Genomic DNA, 17,383 nt, shown 5'->3' with positions numbered 1-17,383 from the left:
GTGAAAACTGAGGTAGGCGGGCTCCTGGTGGGCAGTTGGGGCTTGCTGGCAAGCGCCACACTAACCCGGGCAAATTGCTCAGTGATAGTACGCATTCGGAACGTGAGCCGCAACCTCGCCGTACTATTTGGCAAGTACACTTCCACACCTGATTTCCTTCGGCTATGGCCTCGCACTATTCGCTTTCTAATATTTGGACCATTCTGAAGTCGTCGGCCGGTGAATTCATGGCCAATAACTCGTTCCGTCACGCGGCGGCTCTGTCGTATTACACGGTTTTTTCGCTGCCGCCGCTGCTGCTCATCGTAATTACCACAGCCAGTGCGGTTTATGGGCAAGAAGCGGTCACGGGCAGCATTTACGGGCAGCTCAAAGGGTTTGTTGGCTCCGATACGGCCAAGTTCCTGCAAGATTCCATCGCTCAGTTCACCAAGCAGCAGAAGGGTGGCTTGGCAGGCGCTATCGGCGTGGCCACGCTGATTTTTGCGGCTACCACGTTTTTCGTCACGCTTCAGGAAAGCATCAACGACATCTGGAACCTGAAAGCAAAGCCCCGCAACGGCCTCTGGGCCTTCGTAAAAGACCGCCTGCTCTCCTTCGGCCTCATCCTGAGCGTGGCCCTGCTGCTGCTGATTTCCTTTGTGGTAAGCGCGGTGCTCAGCGCCTTCACGGGCAAGCTCGAACAATGGTTTCCCGAAATTGGAGTGATCGTGATCCGGGCGGTGGATTTCATTCTGTCCTTGAGCGTTACGTCCCTGCTCTTTGCACTGATCTACCGGTTCCTGCCCGACGCCGTCATCCGGTGGCGCGACGTGGGCATTGGGGCTTTCATTACGGCCGTGCTGTTTATCATCGGCAAGTATCTGATTGCCGCCTACATCGCATATTCCAACCCAGGATCGGCCTTTGGAGCCGCCGGATCGGCAATTCTGCTGTTGCTCTGGGTCAACTACTCGTCGCTCATCATCTTTTTCGGGGCCGAGTTTACCCAGGAGTTTGCCGACGCTTTCGGCCAGAAAGTGCAGCCCAAAGCACACGCCGTCCGCATTCAAACCCGCGAAGTACCCGAAGGCGAAACCAAAGAAGAGCTCTCGACCGGCCGACCGCGCGCCACGGGTCGGTGGCGCAGCTAAAAATGAGTCTGTAAATACAGCTTATTCTATATAGCTTTATCCTTGGTCTAACAAGCGGTTAAGCCATGGCAACCCCACAATGGCAACGAGCTATATACCAATAAGATGCACTTCCTGTATGCAGTTACTCTGCTCCTAGGCCTTCTTTCTGTGTCGGTGGTTTCTGTCGCCCAAAGGCAGCCGGCAGTTAGCAGCAACCCTGTCAAAGTCTTAGTAGTCAGCCCGGTGGTAGGCGAAACCATCGATGCTAAGGAAAAGGCTACGTACGGGCTGTTTCCGTACTATGGGGCCAACGACTTTCGGGAAGCACGCTTCGTGCAAAGCCTCACGCCCGATAGCACCATCACATTGCAGACGAGCTTCCGCGATGGCAGCACCAAGCAGCGGCCATTTACCGCCGCCGAGTTTCAGGCCGTCCGCGCCAGCATTGCCGATCGCCAGCAACTTCTGAATACAAAGCAAACAGCTTTGAATCAAGGCGTTACCTTGGCTGATTCACTTGGCCAAACGTATTCAGTGGAGCTGTATACAGGCACTTCCTTTATCGGCATGCTAATCACGAGGCGGCTTACAGAACTCGATTTTCAGACCAAGGATCTGGGGCGGGTTACGGTACAGAAGGCCAACATCAAGAGCATGCAGCCGCTGACATCCGGGCAGGCCGGCAAAGGTTGGGAGCCCGTTGGCAACGGTACGCGCATTTTTTTCGCCCCTACGGCCCGCTCATTGCGCAAGGGCGAAGGCTACGTGCAGGATATCGACATCATTTTTCTGGGTGCCAACTACGGCATCACCGACAACATCAGCATCGGGGCGCTGGTACCCGTGGTGCCGGGAGTAGGCCTGAATGTTTTTGCCCTGACGCCCAAGGTGGGCTTTTCTGTTACCGATAAGGTGAAGGCCGCGGCGGGCGTCTTGTTTGCCAGCGGCTTTGGGGGCTCTGGCGGCATTGCCTACGGCGTGGGCACCTACGGCACCGCCGACAGCAACGCTACGCTGGGCGTCGGCTACCTGTTCGCTGAAGGCGATATTGAGAGCAGCCCAGTGATCTTGGTGGGGGGGTGCCACCCGCGTGGCCCGTCGCCTCTCGCTGCTCAACGAAACGTATATTTTTGACGGCGGCTTTGGCGGACTGGCCGGCGTACGGGTAGCGGCTTCGCGCCTGAGTGGCAGCTTGGGCATTGTGTACGGCACCGGAGTTGGCGGAATTTACCCGGCTTATTTGGAAGTCGCTTACCGGTTTGGCAAGGTCGAATAGTAGGTTGTGGCGACTGATTACCGCACAGCAAAAGCCCCGGCTACTAAAAAGTAGCCGGGGCTTTCTATTTTATCAATCTTCACAATCACTTGATAATCAAGCCTCTACAGGCTTTTCTTTTACTGCCAACTGCCCGCAAGCTGCGTCAATGTCTTTGCCGCGCGAACGACGCAGGTTGGTTTGCACGCCGCGGTCGGCGAGATACTTCATAAAAGTGAGCAGCTTGTCTTCGCCGGTGTTGCGGTAATCGGCGTTTTCGATGGGGTTGTACTCGATCAGGTTGACTTTGCAGGGCAGCCATTTCGTGATCTGGAACAGCTCCTCGGCATCCTGCAAGGTGTCGTTAAAGTTCTCGAACACAATGTATTCGTAGGTGACTTTGCGCCCCGTAAGCTTGTGGTAATACTGCAACGCTTCCTTCAGCGACGCCAAGGAGTTAGCCTCGTTGATGGGCATGATCTCGTTGCGCTTCGTGTCGTTGGGCGCGTGCAACGAGAGCGCTAGGTTGGCCTTCACGTCGTCGTCAGCCAGCTTCTTGATCATCTTGGCGATGCCGGCCGTGCTAATGGTTATGCGGCGCGGGGCCATGTTCAGGCCATCGGGGGCGGTAATGCGCTCCACGCTTTTTACCACGTTGGCATAGTTGAGAAGCGGCTCGCCCATGCCCATGTACACAATGTTGGTAAGCGGCGTACCGTACTGAGACTCACACTGTTCCTTGATGCGCACCACCTGATCGTAGATCTCGGCCGCGTCGAGGTTGCGCTTGCGTTCCATGTAGCCGGTAGCGCAAAACTTACACGTCAGCGAGCAGCCCACCTGCGACGAGATGCAGGCCGTCATGCGGGTGTCGTGCGGGATGAGCACGCCTTCCACAATGTTGCCGTCGAACAACCGGAAAGCCGACTTGATGGTGCCGTCGTTGCTGAGCTGCTGGTTTTGCACCTTCACGCCGTTGATGGCAAAATACTGCGCCAGCAACTCCCTGGTAGCCAGTGAGATATTGTTCATCTCCTCAAACGACGAAGCAGTATTTTTCCACAGCCACTCCATCACCTGTTTGGCGCGGAAGGGTTTTTCGCCGTGCTCTACCATAAAGGCTTTGAGCTCGTCGAGGGTGAGTTTGCGAATGTCGCGCTTGGTGACTACGGGCAGGGCTATCATAACCGCAAAGATACAAAGTAGCAGGCGGTTGGGTTCCTGAAAAGTACCAGAACGCCTATTTTCGGCAAGGCTGCCCAGTGAGTAAGTCGCTCGCCGGCTCGCTTCACGTTCACCCGCCGCCGTCCTGCGCTACGCTCTGGCTGCCAACCGATTGGGAAAGAAAGCACCTCTACCGTCTTATTCGCAGCACGCTTCAAATAGCATCACTTTGCGCCGCTGGGGTATGTAGGCAATGGTTTTGCACACCTCGGCGTACTGGCAATATGTGAAGCTGATCAGGTGCTGACTCTGGACTTCCAGCCAAACGGCTTCGTTGCTGTCGAGGCCAGGCTCAAAGGTATCGTGCTTCCGAACACCTGGGTCTTTAAAATGCTGTTTATCAAACACTTTGCTCATCCGGCGCAGAATATATGCCTCGCGCTGCGCCACGGTCGGCGGTTCGGCGGTGGCCGCCGATAGCTTATCATCGAGGAACGCCGCCGCAGGAAATTCGTCGTCCCAGAGTCGGGTACCAGCCGCCGACACGATGGACAGATGAAACGTGCCCGACAACACCGAATCGCCGACGAGTTGCAGGCGAAACAAGTCGGGCGAAATCCGATTGGAGAAAAAATGCGTGCGGGTTATCTTCTTGATTACCCGCTCTTTCGGAAGCTCAGGCCGTTCGGCCCAAGCCACGGTATCGGTAGCCGCGGATTGCTGCTCCTCGGCTTCTTCCTGATTGGAAACCGAGCAAGAAGCCAGCAAACAGAACAGCAACCAACGCAGACTTTTCATGCCGATGTAAGTAGTTGAATATGTACGCGTTACCAACTTTCGCAACTTTCTCAGCTACTGATGCATCGCCTGAAGATGCGCTAGCACCTCCGGGGTGAGGTGCTGTAGTTTTCGGACGGTGTAGTCGAAGCGCAGCATGCCGGTTTTGGCCCGCGCGATTTCGCGGTCGAGTTGATTTTTCACCCAATACACCACATCAAAGCCGTACGGATGCAGGTCGGTAGCTGCCATCTCAATCTGGAGCACGTCGCCGTGGAAACCTTCGCCTTTGTATTCGACCGCCACATCCGCCATGATAAAGCCGGAATGTGTGCCGGGGTCGAACTCGACCAGCCCGCAATGCTGCAAAAACTGCACGCGGGCTTCGTGCAGAATGCTCAGCAAGGCATCGTTGCCGAGGTGCGCGCCGTAGTTGAGATCGGTAATGCGAATGGGAATCTGGACGGCAAAGGAAAACTTAGCGGGCAGATTTACTTTTATGCGGGCCATGGCGTGCGGTATCGGTTGCCGGGGAAGTAGTTTCGGAAAGCAGTTGCAAATGGACTTTACGGGTACTAACGAAAAAATACAACTAGCGGAGCAATGCAGGTAGAAGTTAGGGTAACGGAAGATGGGTCGAGTACGCTGTACGTGCCCGCGCTGGATGAGCATTATCATTCTACGCACGGCGCGGTGCAGGAGGCATTGCACGTGTACTTAGGTGCCGCGCTCGAACCGGCGCTGGCCGCTACAACCGGCCCGGTGCGGGTGCTGGAAATCGGCTTTGGCACGGGCCTGAATGCCCTGCTGACACTTCAGCGCAGCCTCACAGCCGCCCAGCCTATTGCGTACGACACGCTGGAAAAATATCCGCTGCCGCCGACTATCATCCGCAGCTTAGGCATTGAGCGGTACGTGCTTAATCCGGAATTGCTAGAGTTTCATGAGCAGCTGCACGCCGCACCCTGGAACGAAGCCGTGGCACTCACGCCGCATTTTACGGTACGCAAGCTGCACGCCGAGCTCCAGGATTTTGCTTTGCCAGCGGTTTCTTATGATGTTATTTATTTTGACGCCTTTGCGCCCGAAAAACAGCCCGATATGTGGACCGAAGCCGTGTTTGAGCAACTGTATGCAGCAGCGGCTCCCGGCGCACTGCTTACCAGCTACTGCGCCAAAGGCAGCTTCCGGCGCAGCCTGAAAGCAGCAGGCTGGCTGATTGAAAAGCTGCCCGGTCCGCCCGGCAAGCGCGAGATGACGCGAGCCCGAAAGTCGGCAGAGCCTATCTCATAAATATCACATAACCAATGCATTACAAATACACAATATGAGCAATTCTGAAAAAGAAGCCGAGCATTTCGCCCCAATCATTCGTCCGCAGGAGTTGGTTAAACTCAAGGATGCCCCTGAGCTAGTGCTGATCGACGCACGAGCGGGTGCCGACGCACAGGCGCGGTACGAAGCACAGCATTTGGCAGGCGCCTTTTGGGTAGATCTGGAGCAGGAGCTGGCACACAAAACTGCTAACCCGGCAGATGGCGGACGCCACCCGCTGCCTACTGCTCAGGCCTTCAGTGAGTTGCTGGGCCAGCTTGGTATCACGCCAGCTTCCCACGTGGTTGTGTACGACGACAAAAGTGGCGCTAACGCCGCGGCCCGCTTCTGGTGGATGCTTTCGGCCTTGGGCCACCGCGCCGTGCAAGTGCTGGATGGCGGCCTGAACGCGGCTCTGGCATCCGGTTTCCCGACCAGCGCGACCGCGCCTAAGCGGCCCGGTGGCGCGCCTTATCCGCAGCATACGTGGAGCTTGCCAACCGCAACTGTGCAAGATGTAGAACGCGCCGTGCAGCACGAAAGCGAACTGGTGATTGACGTGCGCGATGCCTTCCGTTATCGCGGTGAGCAAGAGCCCATCGACCTGATCGCCGGGCACATTCCGGGGACTGTAAACATTCCGTTCAGCAGCAACCTCGATGCCGAGGGTTTCTTTCTATCGCCGGCGCTGCTTAAGGCCCAATACGACCAAGCCCTCACCGACCGCCAGCCGACCGACGTGATCGTGCATTGCGGCTCAGGCGTTACGGCGTGCCATACGCTGCTGGCGATGGCGCACGCGGGCTTCGAAGTGCCCAAATTATACGTAGGCTCTTGGAGCGAATGGTCGAATAGCGGCCGGCAGGTGGCTACGGAAGCATGAGGAAACAGGCACCCGATGCCAACCAGCTTGCGGGCGTTGTGGCCCATCGCCCTGCCGCATTCTGCGTAAGTTGCAGAAGCTATGAGTCGTAATTTTCTCGAAACCGAAAGCCCCAAATGGGTGGAGCAGGGCATCATCAGCGCCGAGCAGCAGCAGCAATTGCTGAAGCTGTACCCGCCGGATGCGAAGGCCATCGGCTTGCTGCCTTTGCTGGGCAGCCTGCTGGTGGGACTGAGCGCCCTAAGCTTGGTGGCTGCCAATTGGCAAGGCCTTCCGGAGTTTATTCGTATGACTCTGCTAATCAGCGCGTTGCTGGCGGCTTATAGTACAGGCGAATATTTCCTCCGACGCGGCAACCAGTCAGTGGGCATCGGGTTGGTAGGGCTGGGACTGCTATTGTTTGGCGCGGCCATTATCCTGACCAGCCAGATGTACCAGCTCATCGGCTACGACGTGACGGGCCTGGTGGCGTGGGCCGTTGCCGGCACGGCACTGACGTATCTGTACGGTAGCCGCTTTCTGTTCGTGCTGACTGTGTGCATCGGCGGCATCGTGCAGGGCTACAATACTGGCGCGCTGGGGGCTTTCAGCTACGCCACGGCCGGTCTTACGGCCCTGGGGCTAGGGTATTATTGGTGGCGCCACCCCGATTCGCTGCTAGGCGGCGTTTTTGCGGCGGGCTTGCTCTGGCAGACGGGCTTACTAATTAACTTCTTACACATCAAAATCACCTGGTTTTTCGTGCCGGCCATGCTGATCTATGCCTTCGGTGACTGGCAATCTGACCGCCCCGCGGGCCGGGCCATGCAGGGTCCGCCCCTGGCGGCAGCGTTTCTGTTTATGCTGGGGTTGGCTCTGTACGGAGAAGCGGGCAGCTATACCAATCTGCTCCGGCCACCGCTGCTGGCATATTTAGCGGCCTTAGTGGTAGTCTTGTTGATTTCGTTGGCGGGCAAACGCGCCCGCGGCCGGCTCGAAAGTGCTACCGACTGGCTGTTGCTACTGCCGGGATTTTATCTACCGGGTGGGTTGCCGCTGGCAGTAGCGGCCTTGGTGGTGCTCTATGCTTATACCGGTTCGATGCTGTGGCGGGCGCACCGCGAGCAAAACGAGGAACGCGTTACCCTCGGAACCGCCCTGTTCATCCTGACCACCATGGTTGCTTACTTCAAGCTGACCTGGGAGTTTATGGATAAATCGTTGTTTTTCCTGATTGGGGGCGTACTGTTGCTAGGGCTGAGCTGGTATTTGCGTCGTCGCAACGCCCAAGCATTTCCCACAGATAAGAATCAGTAAATCAAGCATTTACTCATGCCCGAACCGCAACCGCTTCCTCATCGCCAACGCTGGCTGTTGCTGACGCTTCTGGCGCAAGTCCTGTTCATTGTGGCCGTTGCTGGCGCTGGCTATGCCACTATGGCCTACGGCCGCACCATTACCTTGCGCACCACGCCCGTCGATCCGCGTGACTTGATGTACGGCGATCATTTGGTGCTGAACTATACCATCAGCCGACTCCCCCTCAACCTCTGGAGCGAACCTACTAGGCCCCGCCGAGGCACGCCGGTGTATGTTGTGTTGCGGCCGGTCGGGGAGGCGTATGAAGCCGTGCGGGTAGTTGCGAAAGAGCCAGCCGTGCCTGCCGAGCAAGTAGTCTTGCGCGGCTGGGTGGCTGATAACTGGCGGCGCGGCCTGCGCCTGCGCTATGGCCTAGAGAAATATTATGTACCAGAGGGCGTTGGCAAGCAACTCGAAAAGCAAGCCACCCGTCACCCCATGCTCGTGCACATCAGCATCGCCCCCTGGGGCCAAGCCCGAATCACCGAAGCACAGGTGATAAAGTAAGTAATTGGTTTATTGCCTTTTATAATAATGCCTAGTCTCGGTACCCGATTTTTTACCAGCGACTCTATTACTCTTCAAACCAATACACTTGCTCTGGTGTCAGGCAAGCGTGTAGCGGCATGTCGCCTTCCCAAGCATCACTGATGCGCTCCACAGGCGGCTCCAAGCTCAGCCCAATTCGCAGCGCGTCCGGCCGGCATTCCTGCAAAAATCGGTCGTAGAAGCCTTTGCCGTAGCCCACCCGATGCCCTGCTTTGTCAAAGGCTAAAAGCGGCACCAATACTGCATCGAAGGCTGCAGGAGCCACTTCAGTAGCCCCCTGAGGCTCAGGAATATGCCAGTGGCTCTCGGCCAGTTGCGTCGTGGGGGTGAGATGGTAATGGCGCAGGGTTTTGCCATCCGGTTGCACAACGGGTACCGCAATTTGCAAACGTAGCTTCTCAGCCCAGATCCGAGAGATAATCTTCCAGGTATCGGGCTCATGTTGGCCGACGGCCGGCAGAAATACGTGCAACCACCGCCACTTGGTTATTGCAAACTCCCGGAATAAGTGCTCGCTTAGCCGATTGCTGCGGTCTTCCAGCTCGGACTTAGCCAGCGCCCGGCGACGGGCCAGCATTTGGCGTCGAAGTTCAGCTTTTACCATAGGAAGCTGGGGTGCGGCGGCTCGCTTACTCTTCTTCTACAATTACAAAGTCCAACGCCAGCGGATCGAAAGCCTCGAGCAACTGTTTGATAAACTGCGGGTTATTAATCAGGATCGACAGCATGTTGTCAACGCGCTCCTGGAGCTCGCCGCCGGGGAAAAGCTTGTCCTTCAGTGCCGTCAGCTGCGAATACGCTGTTTCGTGTTTCGATTCGGCAGCTTTGCTCAGGCGCTTTTCTAGGCCGGCCAAGCTGCCGGCTGTTTTTTGGGCTTCGGCGGCGACGGTTTTTACCAAGGTCGGGTCGAGGCGCTGAGCCAGCTCTGTTATTTGCTTAAATGTCTCGGCCAGCGCTTTTTGCTGTTCTGACAAGCTCACTTCTTCCTGCCCCAGCAAGGCGCCTACTTGTTTCTTAAGCTCCGGCAACGGCTTGAAAACCTCGGTTGGTGTCACCCCCAACTTGCGTAGTTTGCCTGCGTTCGCTTTGCCCAAGTATAAGGCCGAATTGCGCGGCAACAGGATAGGAAACGGCACCTGAAACTCGTCGAATACTTTTTTGAACTGAAACCAATACGCTACTTCAGCGCCACCACCCACGTAACACAGGTTTGGCAGCAGAAGCTCTTGATACAGAGGCCTTAAGACCACATTTGGGCTAAAATATTCGGGATGCTGGCGCGCCAGCTCCAGCAGTTCTTGTTGGCTATGGCAGCGGCTGGTATTCCGAATCCGGACTTGTACGCAATCCAGTTCCGCATCAAACTCAAGGCGCTCGCGGCGACCGTCGTCCGTTAGGAAAAACAGGTTGAGCGGCCGAGAGTACACTTGCGGCTTGTAGCCCGCGGCGGCAAGCTGCTCGCTGGCGGCTTGCACAGCCCGGTTGGAAACCTGCTCCGTGATTTCGCGCTCCAGCACCGGCACCAAGGTCTGCTTTAAATCCGGGTCGTCGGCATCTAGGCTCACTAATCCATATTCACCAAACAACTCATACACAAGGCGTTGCATGGCCTCAGCCAGCGTACCTGATTCGCGGTAAGCAGCCTGAAAAGATGCAGGCACCTCGGCGGGCAGCTGATCCAGCACCTGATCGGCTAAGCCATCGAGCGCAAGCCGGCCTACCGGCCCACCTACTTGCCCCGACTGCCATTCGTAACGCTTTCCAAAAAGATTGAAGTGGTTGATCTCGGCAAAATCGTGGTCTTCGGTTGCCATCCAATACACCGGCACGAAGTCATATTGCGGGTAAGCTTCTTTCAACTGCCTACACAACTTAATGGTAGTCACCACCTTATACAAAAAGTACAGGGGCCCGGTAAAAAGATTAAGCTGGTGCCCCGTGACGACAGTGAAGGTAGTGTCCTTGGCCAGAAGATTCAGGTTGGCGCGCACTTCCGGGCGCACATCGCCCAGCCGAGCGTATTGCGTTTGAAGCGACTTCACCAGCCGTTGCCGGGCTTCGGGCGAGTAAGCCGCCCGTTTCTCTTCTATCTGAGCCCCAAACTCTTCCAGCACCGGAAAGCGATGATAAAACTGCTTTACAGCTGGTTTTTGGGCCAAATAATCGGTTAGCAGCGGGGAAAACGCGCCGGTGGCGGCGTAAGAAAGCGTATGCAGGGGCATGATGAGTCTGTGGGATTTGCGGGCGCAAGTTCATAAAAAAGCCGACCTGCGCCCAAGCCTGCTCACGCGCAGGTTCTCAGCACAACCCGCAGGTTCGGTACAAGTTTTTACGGCGCATCCTTAAATAGGGCGACCACAACAGGATGAATAAGTTAATTAATTGACGATCAAATACTTGTTGATGCCTATAAAACGCTTTTAACAGCAGCGGCGGCCCATTGGGGCCGCCGCTGCGCAAATCGTATTTGGTAAGACACAAGCGGGCTATTGCACTAGCTTGCCGTACAAGTCGAAGTCGGAAGCGTCGTTGATCTGCACGGTAGCGAAGTCGCCGAGCCGGACGAACGTATCGGGGGTGGCGGATACCAGCACTTCGTTATCCACTTCAGGCGAATCGAACTCGGTACGGCCCACGAAGTACCCGCTTTCCTTGCGGTCGAAAAGCACTTTGTACACGTTGCCGATTTTCTGCTCGTTGAGTTCCAGCGAAATGCCTTGTTGCAACTCCATGATCTGGTCGGCGCGGTCTTGCTTCACTTCGGCGGGCACGTCGTCGGCTAGCGAATACGAATGCGTATTCTCTTCGTGCGAATACGTGAAAATGCCCAAGCGATCAAAGCGCGTCTGCTCGACAAATTCGTAGAGGTCTTCGAAATCCTGCTGCGTTTCGCCGGGGTGTCCCGCGATGAGCGTAGTGCGCAACGCAATGTCGGGCACACGTTGCCGGATGGTATCAACCAACTCTACCGTGCGGCGCTTCGTGATGCCGCGGCGCATGGTTTTCAGCATGTTATCCGAAATATGCTGCAACGGCATGTCCAAGTAGTTGCAGATATTCGAGCGCTCAGCCATCACGTCCAAGGCTTCCAATGGAAACTGCGACGGATAGGCATATTGCAGCCGAATCCAGTCGATGCCATTCACATCCGACAAGTTGCGGAGCAGATCGGCCAACTTGCGCTCGCCGTAGTGTTGCAAACCGTAATACGTCAGGTCTTGCGCAATCAGAATCAACTCTTTCGTACCCATCGATGCCAGACGCTTGGCTTCTTTCACAAGGTCCTCAATTGGCCGGTCGATGTGCTTGCCGCGCATCAGCGGTATGGCGCAAAAGGAGCAGGGCCGGTTGCAGCCCTCGGCAATTTTGAAATAAGCGAAATGCTTTGGCGTAGTCAGGATGCGCTCGCCAACCAGCTCGTGCATGTAGTCGGCTTCGAGCGTCTTGAGTAGCTGTGGCAACTCAAGCGTTCCGAAATACGCATCAACCTGCGGAATCTCTGCCTCCAAGTCGTCTTTATAACGCTGTGATAAACAACCGGTTACATAAAGCTTGTTTAACTTGCCTGCTTCCTTCTCGTCGGCATAGCGCAGGATGGTATCAATACTTTCTTGCTTGGCGTTGTCGATGAAGCCGCAGGTATTGATGATGACGATGTTTGCATCGGACTTCTCGGCTTCGTGTGTAACGTCGAAGTTATTGGCTTTGAGCTGGCCCATCAGCACTTCGGAGTCAACCACGTTTTTGGAGCACCCGAGCGTAATGACGTTGACTTTGTTGGCCTGCTGGTTTCTGACTTTCATACTGTATTGTGCCGCGAGGTTGTAGCTCGCGAATCGTTGAACGGCAATCGCCGCCGGTAAAGTTCAAGCAACGCTACCAGGCGAAGTAAAACGTAGATCTACTTCGAAAAGAGCGAGTTAACGTAAGTATGCCGATCAAATAACTGCAAGTCGGTCATCTTCTCTCCCACCCCGATGTAGCGCACCGGAATGTTAAATTGATCGGAAATGCCGATTACCACGCCGCCCTTGGCTGTGCCGTCGAGCTTAGTAATGGCCAGAGCCGACACTTCAGTGGCTTTGGTAAATTCTTTGGCCTGCAGGAACGCATTTTGGCCGGTGCTGCCGTCGAGCACCAAAAGGACTTCGTGCGGTGCATCCGGGATTACCTTCTGCATCACGCGCTTGATCTTGGTCAGCTCGTTCATCAGGTTCACCTTGTTATGCAAGCGGCCGGCCGTATCGATAATTACTACGTCGGCTTGCATTTCCACGCCCCGTTTCACGGCATCGTAAGCTACCGAAGCAGGGTCGGTGTTCATGCCGTGCGAAATAACCTGCACGCCCACGCGCTGCCCCCAAACAATGAGTTGATCGACGGCCGCCGCGCGGAACGTATCAGCCGCGCCCAATACTACTTTTTTACCAGCCGAATGGAAGCGATGCGCCAACTTGCCGATGGTTGTCGTTTTGCCAACCCCGTTTACGCCCACTACCATCACCACAAAGGGTCCGGTGTACTCGCCGTTGTCGGGACGGTCGAGAATGGCGCTGCCCGTATTATTTTCTTCCAGAAGCGCCGCAATTTCCTCGCGCAGAATGCGGTCAAGATCACCGGTGCCCACGTATTTGTCGCGGGCTACACGCTTCTCAATGCGGTCGATGACTTTTACGGTCGTGTCAATGCCCACATCGGCATGCACAAGCAGACTTTCCAAGTCGTCGAGTACTTCTTCGTCGACCTTTGACTTACCGACTACCGCTTTGCTGAGTTGATCGAAAAAGCTGGTTTTGGTCTTTTCCAGACCCTTGTCCAACGACTCCTGCTGCTCTTTGCTCTCTTTGTCCTTCTTGAAGAAATCGAAAAGTCCCATGGTGGGTAAGGATATAGGGGTGGGGCTTATTCCCACCCGCCATTGAACGGTAATCGTTGAAGCCAACCAGATTCAGAAGCCTAAGCAGTTCTTGTTCAACGACGGACGGTAAGCTTGCCCTATCAACGCAAAAAAGTCCCACGCTGGCGGGACTTCTTCACTTCGTTTGGGTTGCCACGAAAGGCCGAAATTACTTGACGCCGGTAGCCAAGTAATCTTGCACTTTGTCAACTGGCACCATTTCCTCACGGAAGGTATAAGCACCGGTTTTTTCAGACTTGACAGCGCGGATGACCTTAGCCCAGTCTTTACCGCCTGTTGTTTTCAGGGTTGCTACTACTTTCTTAGCCATCTCTCAATTACTTGATTTCCTTGTGGACGGTCATTTTCTTGAGAACAGAGTTGTATTTTTTCAACTCAATGCGCTCAGGAGTATTTTTGCGATTCTTGGTGGTAATGTAGCGCGAGGTGCCCGGCTGACCCGAGTTCTTGTGCTCAGTGCACTCGAGGATTACCTGCACCCGGTTTCCTTTCTTAGCCATCTCGACTTGGGTTTTTGGATTAAGGACTGCAAAGGTACGAGGGTTTTCGAAAATGCCAAACACTCAGTTGCAGAAAGTGTTGTAAACGTTGCTTGGCATTCTGCCTGCTTCCTCAATTTAGAGCAGTGCTGGTTAATAAGTTACCGTATTGACAACCGAGTGATTACCGAGGCTGACAGACATTTCGGAGCCAACAACAACCCTTCAAGCAGTAACTGACCTCTACGCAACAAAAAACGCAGAGAGCGCGCCCCCTTCTTGCGATACTGGGGCGCGCTCTCTGCTATTCAAATCAGAACTCGGAAAACCTGCAAACAGATGCTGAACAAAAGCATCGAATCAAGATGCCAACTAGTGTACCTGAGCTATAGCATAGGCAAAATAGCGAGCAACAAGCCAAGCCCAACCGTTTACCGATCGCTCATTCCTGAACTTGCAGGAGATACCTGAACTCAGGTTGCTCTAGTAAACGATGAAGCCTTGCTCTTTGGCTTTCTTCAGCACCGACATGATGCCGTTCTTATTGATAGTGCGGATCGTGGAGGCAGCCACTTTCAGCGTTACCCAAGCATCTTCCTCCGGAATGTAGAAGCGCTTCTTCTGCAAGTTGGGGTAGAATTTACGCTTGGTTTTGTTGTTGGCGTGCGAAACGTTGTTGCCTACGCGGGTACGCTTGCCGGTCAGATCACAAACTCGTGCCATGATATCGAGGGACTTATGGGTTTCAGTGCTAGAAAAAGGGACGCAAATATCGGTATAAGTTCGGTAGTAACAAACCGGGCGCTTGAAAAATAGCGCATTAGCTTGTTTTCAAGCCTTGTGATGCAGTTTTCTTCTTACTACCGAAACCCCACGGGCAATGGCGGCAGGCATTTTTGCAGCACGAGCCACGCCGCCGATGGTATTGCTCAGTGAACACCATTAGGCCTTCGGGGGTAAAGTAATAATCGCCGGGACGGAGTGTTTGGGGAGTATCAACACTCATGTTGCCCTCAACCCTGCAACGCGGCAATACATTCAATCTCCACCAAGGCATCGAGTGGCAACCGCGATACTTCCACGGTAGTCCGGGCAGGGCGATGAGTGCCAAACACGTCAGCATACACCGCATTCATCCGGGCGAAATCGGCGAAATTTTTCAGGAAAACCGTAGTCTTCACTACATTCTGCAGCGATAAACCTTTGATAGACAATACAATACCGAGGTTATGCAACACTTGCCTAGTCTGGTCTTCGATTGTGGTGGCTTCAATCTGCATTGTTGCCGGATTCAGCGGGGTTTGGCCGGAGCAAAAGACCAGATTGCCGGCGACAATAGCCTGAGCATAAGGCCCAACGGCCTTAGGTGCTTGTTCGTGGTGCAAGGTTTCCATTGGCGGCGAAGATAGGTTCTTTCCCTCTCGCACTAACGAAACTGCTGAAACTTAAAAATATAAAGCATTAATAATCAATCAATTATTCAAAACTTATTTCGTAAGATTTTCCGTACTCGGCGCGCTCATTCGTAGCGTGTGTTTGTAACTGCTTCCCAGCCTTTTTACGTAGTTTTGAATCTGGCCGTACCCTCCGTCTTTTCCCCTTAATCCACCCGCCGCATATGGAAGCTACCTCTGCCACCGCCCGCCGCAGCCAAGAACTGATGGCACTAGAAGAGCGCTATGGCGCTCACAATTACCACCCATTGCCGGTGGTGCTAAGCCGCGGCGAGGGTGTACACGTATGGGACGTGGAAGGCAAGCATTATTTTGATTTTCTCTCGGCCTATTCGGCTGTTAATCAGGGCCATTGCCATCCGCGCATAATCGCTGCCATGACTGAGCAGGCGCAGCGACTCACGCTTACTTCACGGGCTTTCTTCAATGACCAACTGGGCGAGGCCGAAAAATATTTGTGTGAGTTATTCAATTACGACAAAGCTCTGCTGATGAACTCCGGGGCCGAAGCGGTCGAAACGGCGCTTAAGCTGGCCCGCAAATGGGGATACCAGGAGAAAGGTATTGCGCCAAACCAAGCGCGCATTGTGGTCGCCGAGCACAATTTTCACGGCCGGACCACGGGTATCATTTCGTTCAGCACCGACCCCGACAGCACCGGCGGCTTCGGGCCCTATTCACCTGGTTACCAAGTAGTTCCTTACGACGATTTAAAAGCATTGGAAGAAGCCTTGCTCGACCCGCACATCTGTGCCTTCTTGGTCGAGCCCATTCAGGGGGAAGCAGGCGTGGTGGTGCCTTCGGAAGGGTATCTAGCTAAAGCGCAGGCACTTTGCAAGGCGCATAAAGTATTGCTCATCGTCGATGAAATCCAGACGGGCCTTGGGCGGACGGGGCAGCTACTGGCGTCTTGTTACGAGGGCGTTCACGCCGATATTTTGGTATTGGGCAAAGCGCTGTCGGGTGGCGTGATGCCGGTGTCGGCAGTGCTAGCCCGCGACGAAGTGATGCTGACCATTCAGCCCGGTCAGCACGGCTCTACTTTCGGCGGCAACCCGCTGGCTTGCGCCGTAATGCGCGCTGCGCTCGATGTGTTGCAGGAAGAGCATTTGGCCGAAAATGCCCGTATCCTCGGCGAGGTATTCCGCGAACGAATGCGCCGGGTGCAGGAAAAATGTCCCAAAACCGTAGACCTAGTACGCGGCAAAGGCTTGCTCAACGCCGTGGTTATCAGGCCTTCGGATGATGGGCGGACGGCTTGGGACGTATGCGTGACCCTGATGGAACGCGGGGTACTGGCCAAGCCCACCCACGGCGACATCATTCGGTTTGCCCCGCCGCTGGTCATCACCGAAGAGCAATTGCACGATGCGTGCGACATTATCGAGCAAATCATCTTGGAGTTCTAACCTCTCTTTTTAAGCTTTATAAGAAGCGGATTCCCCAAGATTGGGCGGTCCGCTTCTTTTTTGAATTTCAGTCTATGAGCTTGCTACACTGGCGCTTATGCGGAACACTACTGGTGCTACTGCTGACTGGCTGCCGAAGCGAAAAATCAGCCTTCTTTTTCCGGCAGCCGCTTCCGCAAGCGGGCGCGGTGGCCCACGTACCGATAGCTCTAAAACGTCTGCCGCCGGCCTTGCCAGAGGCGGCGGCAGACGCTAAGTCGCACCTTACTACCAGAAACAATGTAGCCAGATCAGGACATAAAACATTAATAATCAGAAATTTGCCAACTCGCGTTTCGCAAAAAAGATTCGCGCTTACTTTCATCACCGCTCCTAGTCTTCCCCGCAAATACTCCGCGGCCACAGGGCACCACAGTGCTGCTAGCGCTGCCAAACATGAGAAGCTTCACCTGCTGCTAGGCTTAGGACTGACGGCGGCCGGAATTGTACTCGGGTTGTTGCTCGGAGGCTGGGCAGGTTTGGTTGTGGGGGTGCTGATTGTGGGGCTGGGGTATTACTTTCTGGGTCTTGCGTTTGGCGGATCGCACGCGTGGCAGGAAATATTTCAGGAAATTTTCAACCTCTAACCTCACTGACTCCGTGATTCCGGCGGCTTGCTGGTCGGAATTCAACCTTGGCACGGCCGCAACTTTATCTTTGCCTCCGTTGTTCTTTCCGGTCCATTTTTG

At 55.0% G+C, this 17,383-nt stretch carries 21 protein-coding genes; 9 read left to right on the top strand and 12 right to left on the bottom strand.

Going from position 1 to position 17,383, the window contains the following annotated elements; genetic code table 11:
• Positions 1 to 164 precede the first annotated feature (164 nt).
• The 3 genes from FHG12_RS09890 to FHG12_RS09880 all read left to right on the top strand — a co-directional run bounded on the left by FHG12_RS09890 (position 165) and on the right by FHG12_RS09880 (position 2,391).
• The gene (locus tag FHG12_RS09890) at positions 165 to 1,133 is read left to right on the top strand and encodes a YihY/virulence factor BrkB family protein (protein WP_139515577.1); all 969 of its coding nucleotides are present in this window, start codon (positions 165 to 167) and stop codon (positions 1,131 to 1,133) included.
• Between the two features lie 105 nt (positions 1,134 to 1,238).
• Positions 1,239 to 2,249 (top strand): hypothetical protein, encoded by a 1,011-nt coding sequence (locus FHG12_RS09885; RefSeq protein ID WP_139515576.1) that lies wholly within the window; start codon positions 1,239 to 1,241, stop codon positions 2,247 to 2,249.
• A complete protein-coding gene (locus FHG12_RS09880) occupies positions 2,206 to 2,391 on the top strand; it encodes a hypothetical protein (protein WP_139515575.1) in 186 nt (61 codons plus the stop codon). The genes FHG12_RS09885 and FHG12_RS09880 overlap by 44 nt, the downstream gene beginning before the upstream one ends.
• A gap of 96 nt (positions 2,392 to 2,487) precedes the next feature.
• Here FHG12_RS09880 and rlmN read toward each other — a convergent pair whose 3' ends face one another.
• From rlmN to FHG12_RS09865, 3 genes are all read right to left on the bottom strand, one after another.
• A complete protein-coding gene (rlmN, locus tag FHG12_RS09875; RefSeq protein WP_139515574.1) occupies positions 2,488 to 3,555 on the bottom strand; it encodes a 23S rRNA (adenine(2503)-C(2))-methyltransferase RlmN in 1,068 nt (355 codons plus the stop codon).
• A gap of 177 nt (positions 3,556 to 3,732) precedes the next feature.
• Positions 3,733 to 4,332, bottom strand: coding sequence for a hypothetical protein (locus FHG12_RS09870; RefSeq protein WP_139515573.1), 600 nt, complete (start codon positions 4,330 to 4,332; stop codon positions 3,733 to 3,735).
• 54 nt (positions 4,333 to 4,386) lie between these two features.
• Positions 4,387 to 4,821: an acyl-CoA thioesterase gene (locus tag FHG12_RS09865; protein ID WP_139515572.1), complete on the bottom strand. Its 435-nt coding sequence runs from the start codon at positions 4,819 to 4,821 to the stop codon at positions 4,387 to 4,389.
• A 93-nt stretch (positions 4,822 to 4,914) separates the two neighbouring features.
• Between FHG12_RS09865 and mnmD the strand changes: the two genes are divergently transcribed.
• The 4 genes from mnmD (at position 4,915) to FHG12_RS09845 (ending at position 8,353) form a co-directional block, all read left to right on the top strand.
• Positions 4,915 to 5,604, top strand: a complete 690-nt coding sequence (gene mnmD, locus FHG12_RS09860) for a tRNA (5-methylaminomethyl-2-thiouridine)(34)-methyltransferase MnmD (RefSeq protein ID WP_139515571.1) — start codon at positions 4,915 to 4,917, stop codon at positions 5,602 to 5,604.
• A gap of 34 nt (positions 5,605 to 5,638) precedes the next feature.
• Positions 5,639 to 6,508 (top strand): sulfurtransferase, encoded by an 870-nt coding sequence (locus tag FHG12_RS09855; protein WP_139515570.1) that lies wholly within the window; start codon positions 5,639 to 5,641, stop codon positions 6,506 to 6,508.
• Positions 6,509 to 6,589: 81 nt separating this feature from the next.
• Positions 6,590 to 7,804 carry a DUF2157 domain-containing protein gene (locus FHG12_RS09850; RefSeq protein ID WP_139515569.1) on the top strand — a complete coding sequence of 405 codons (1,215 nt, stop codon included), beginning with the start codon at positions 6,590 to 6,592 and terminating at the stop codon, positions 7,802 to 7,804.
• A gap of 15 nt (positions 7,805 to 7,819) precedes the next feature.
• Entirely contained in the window at positions 7,820 to 8,353 is a 534-nt protein-coding gene (locus tag FHG12_RS09845) for a GDYXXLXY domain-containing protein (RefSeq protein WP_139515568.1), read from the top strand.
• Positions 8,354 to 8,420: 67 nt separating this feature from the next.
• Here FHG12_RS09845 and FHG12_RS09840 read toward each other — a convergent pair whose 3' ends face one another.
• From FHG12_RS09840 to FHG12_RS09800, 9 genes are all read right to left on the bottom strand, one after another.
• Positions 8,421 to 8,999, bottom strand: a complete 579-nt coding sequence (locus FHG12_RS09840) for a 5-formyltetrahydrofolate cyclo-ligase (RefSeq protein ID WP_139515567.1) — start codon at positions 8,997 to 8,999, stop codon at positions 8,421 to 8,423.
• A 25-nt stretch (positions 9,000 to 9,024) separates the two neighbouring features.
• Positions 9,025 to 10,617 carry a bacillithiol biosynthesis cysteine-adding enzyme BshC gene (gene bshC / locus FHG12_RS09835; RefSeq protein WP_139515566.1) on the bottom strand — a complete coding sequence of 531 codons (1,593 nt, stop codon included), beginning with the start codon at positions 10,615 to 10,617 and terminating at the stop codon, positions 9,025 to 9,027.
• Between the two features lie 264 nt (positions 10,618 to 10,881).
• Complete coding sequence (rimO, locus tag FHG12_RS09830; RefSeq protein ID WP_139515565.1) at positions 10,882 to 12,198, bottom strand: 30S ribosomal protein S12 methylthiotransferase RimO; 1,317 nt, start codon at positions 12,196 to 12,198, stop codon at positions 10,882 to 10,884.
• 98 nt (positions 12,199 to 12,296) lie between these two features.
• Positions 12,297 to 13,271: a signal recognition particle-docking protein FtsY gene (ftsY, locus tag FHG12_RS09825; RefSeq protein WP_139515564.1), complete on the bottom strand. Its 975-nt coding sequence runs from the start codon at positions 13,269 to 13,271 to the stop codon at positions 12,297 to 12,299.
• A 190-nt stretch (positions 13,272 to 13,461) separates the two neighbouring features.
• Entirely contained in the window at positions 13,462 to 13,623 is a 162-nt protein-coding gene (locus FHG12_RS09820) for a DUF4295 domain-containing protein (protein WP_139515563.1), read from the bottom strand.
• 7 nt (positions 13,624 to 13,630) lie between these two features.
• Positions 13,631 to 13,813: a 50S ribosomal protein L33 gene (rpmG, locus tag FHG12_RS09815; protein WP_059068866.1), complete on the bottom strand. Its 183-nt coding sequence runs from the start codon at positions 13,811 to 13,813 to the stop codon at positions 13,631 to 13,633.
• 462 nt (positions 13,814 to 14,275) lie between these two features.
• Positions 14,276 to 14,515, bottom strand: a complete 240-nt coding sequence (gene rpmB, locus FHG12_RS09810; protein WP_045689230.1) for a 50S ribosomal protein L28 — start codon at positions 14,513 to 14,515, stop codon at positions 14,276 to 14,278.
• A gap of 97 nt (positions 14,516 to 14,612) precedes the next feature.
• A complete protein-coding gene (locus tag FHG12_RS09805; RefSeq protein WP_317129716.1) occupies positions 14,613 to 14,735 on the bottom strand; it encodes a DUF5522 domain-containing protein in 123 nt (40 codons plus the stop codon).
• Positions 14,736 to 14,805: 70 nt separating this feature from the next.
• Positions 14,806 to 15,186 carry a RidA family protein gene (locus FHG12_RS09800; protein WP_139515561.1) on the bottom strand — a complete coding sequence of 127 codons (381 nt, stop codon included), beginning with the start codon at positions 15,184 to 15,186 and terminating at the stop codon, positions 14,806 to 14,808.
• A gap of 224 nt (positions 15,187 to 15,410) precedes the next feature.
• On the opposite strand from FHG12_RS09800, the gene rocD reads away from it, so the two are divergent.
• Positions 15,411 to 16,655 carry an ornithine--oxo-acid transaminase gene (gene rocD / locus FHG12_RS09795; RefSeq protein WP_139515560.1) on the top strand — a complete coding sequence of 415 codons (1,245 nt, stop codon included), beginning with the start codon at positions 15,411 to 15,413 and terminating at the stop codon, positions 16,653 to 16,655.
• Positions 16,619 to 17,281: a hypothetical protein gene (locus FHG12_RS09790; RefSeq protein WP_139515559.1), complete on the top strand. Its 663-nt coding sequence runs from the start codon at positions 16,619 to 16,621 to the stop codon at positions 17,279 to 17,281. Before rocD ends, FHG12_RS09790 begins: the two co-directional genes overlap by 37 nt.
• The last annotated feature ends 102 nt before the right edge of the window (positions 17,282 to 17,383 follow it).

The sequence above is a fragment of the Hymenobacter jejuensis genome (assembly GCF_006337165.1).
In the GTDB taxonomy this organism is placed as follows: domain Bacteria; phylum Bacteroidota; class Bacteroidia; order Cytophagales; family Hymenobacteraceae; genus Hymenobacter; species Hymenobacter jejuensis.
Note: the sequence above shows the minus strand (reverse complement) of the source record. Positions and strands in the feature narration are given on the sequence as shown.

Coding starts and splice junctions, on each gene's coding strand:
- rpmG (WP_059068866.1), bottom strand. CDS start 13,813: ATGGCTAAGAAAGGAAACCGGGTGCAGGTAATCCTCGAGTGCACTGAG.
- FHG12_RS09840 (WP_139515567.1), bottom strand. CDS start 8,999: ATGGTAAAAGCTGAACTTCGACGCCAAATGCTGGCCCGTCGCCGGGCG.
- rpmB (WP_045689230.1), bottom strand. CDS start 14,515: ATGGCACGAGTTTGTGATCTGACCGGCAAGCGTACCCGCGTAGGCAAC.
- FHG12_RS09885 (WP_139515576.1), top strand. CDS start 1,239: ATGCACTTCCTGTATGCAGTTACTCTGCTCCTAGGCCTTCTTTCTGTG.
- mnmD (WP_139515571.1), top strand. CDS start 4,915: ATGCAGGTAGAAGTTAGGGTAACGGAAGATGGGTCGAGTACGCTGTAC.
- FHG12_RS09870 (WP_139515573.1), bottom strand. CDS start 4,332: ATGAAAAGTCTGCGTTGGTTGCTGTTCTGTTTGCTGGCTTCTTGCTCG.
- FHG12_RS09865 (WP_139515572.1), bottom strand. CDS start 4,821: ATGGCCCGCATAAAAGTAAATCTGCCCGCTAAGTTTTCCTTTGCCGTC.
- FHG12_RS09820 (WP_139515563.1), bottom strand. CDS start 13,623: ATGGCTAAGAAAGTAGTAGCAACCCTGAAAACAACAGGCGGTAAAGAC.
- bshC (WP_139515566.1), bottom strand. CDS start 10,617: ATGCCCCTGCATACGCTTTCTTACGCCGCCACCGGCGCGTTTTCCCCG.
- FHG12_RS09800 (WP_139515561.1), bottom strand. CDS start 15,186: ATGGAAACCTTGCACCACGAACAAGCACCTAAGGCCGTTGGGCCTTAT.
- FHG12_RS09855 (WP_139515570.1), top strand. CDS start 5,639: ATGAGCAATTCTGAAAAAGAAGCCGAGCATTTCGCCCCAATCATTCGT.
- FHG12_RS09850 (WP_139515569.1), top strand. CDS start 6,590: ATGAGTCGTAATTTTCTCGAAACCGAAAGCCCCAAATGGGTGGAGCAG.
- FHG12_RS09890 (WP_139515577.1), top strand. CDS start 165: ATGGCCTCGCACTATTCGCTTTCTAATATTTGGACCATTCTGAAGTCG.
- rlmN (WP_139515574.1), bottom strand. CDS start 3,555: ATGATAGCCCTGCCCGTAGTCACCAAGCGCGACATTCGCAAACTCACC.
- ftsY (WP_139515564.1), bottom strand. CDS start 13,271: ATGGGACTTTTCGATTTCTTCAAGAAGGACAAAGAGAGCAAAGAGCAG.
- FHG12_RS09845 (WP_139515568.1), top strand. CDS start 7,820: ATGCCCGAACCGCAACCGCTTCCTCATCGCCAACGCTGGCTGTTGCTG.
- rimO (WP_139515565.1), bottom strand. CDS start 12,198: ATGAAAGTCAGAAACCAGCAGGCCAACAAAGTCAACGTCATTACGCTC.
- rocD (WP_139515560.1), top strand. CDS start 15,411: ATGGAAGCTACCTCTGCCACCGCCCGCCGCAGCCAAGAACTGATGGCA.
- FHG12_RS09805 (WP_317129716.1), bottom strand. CDS start 14,735: ATGGTGTTCACTGAGCAATACCATCGGCGGCGTGGCTCGTGCTGCAAA.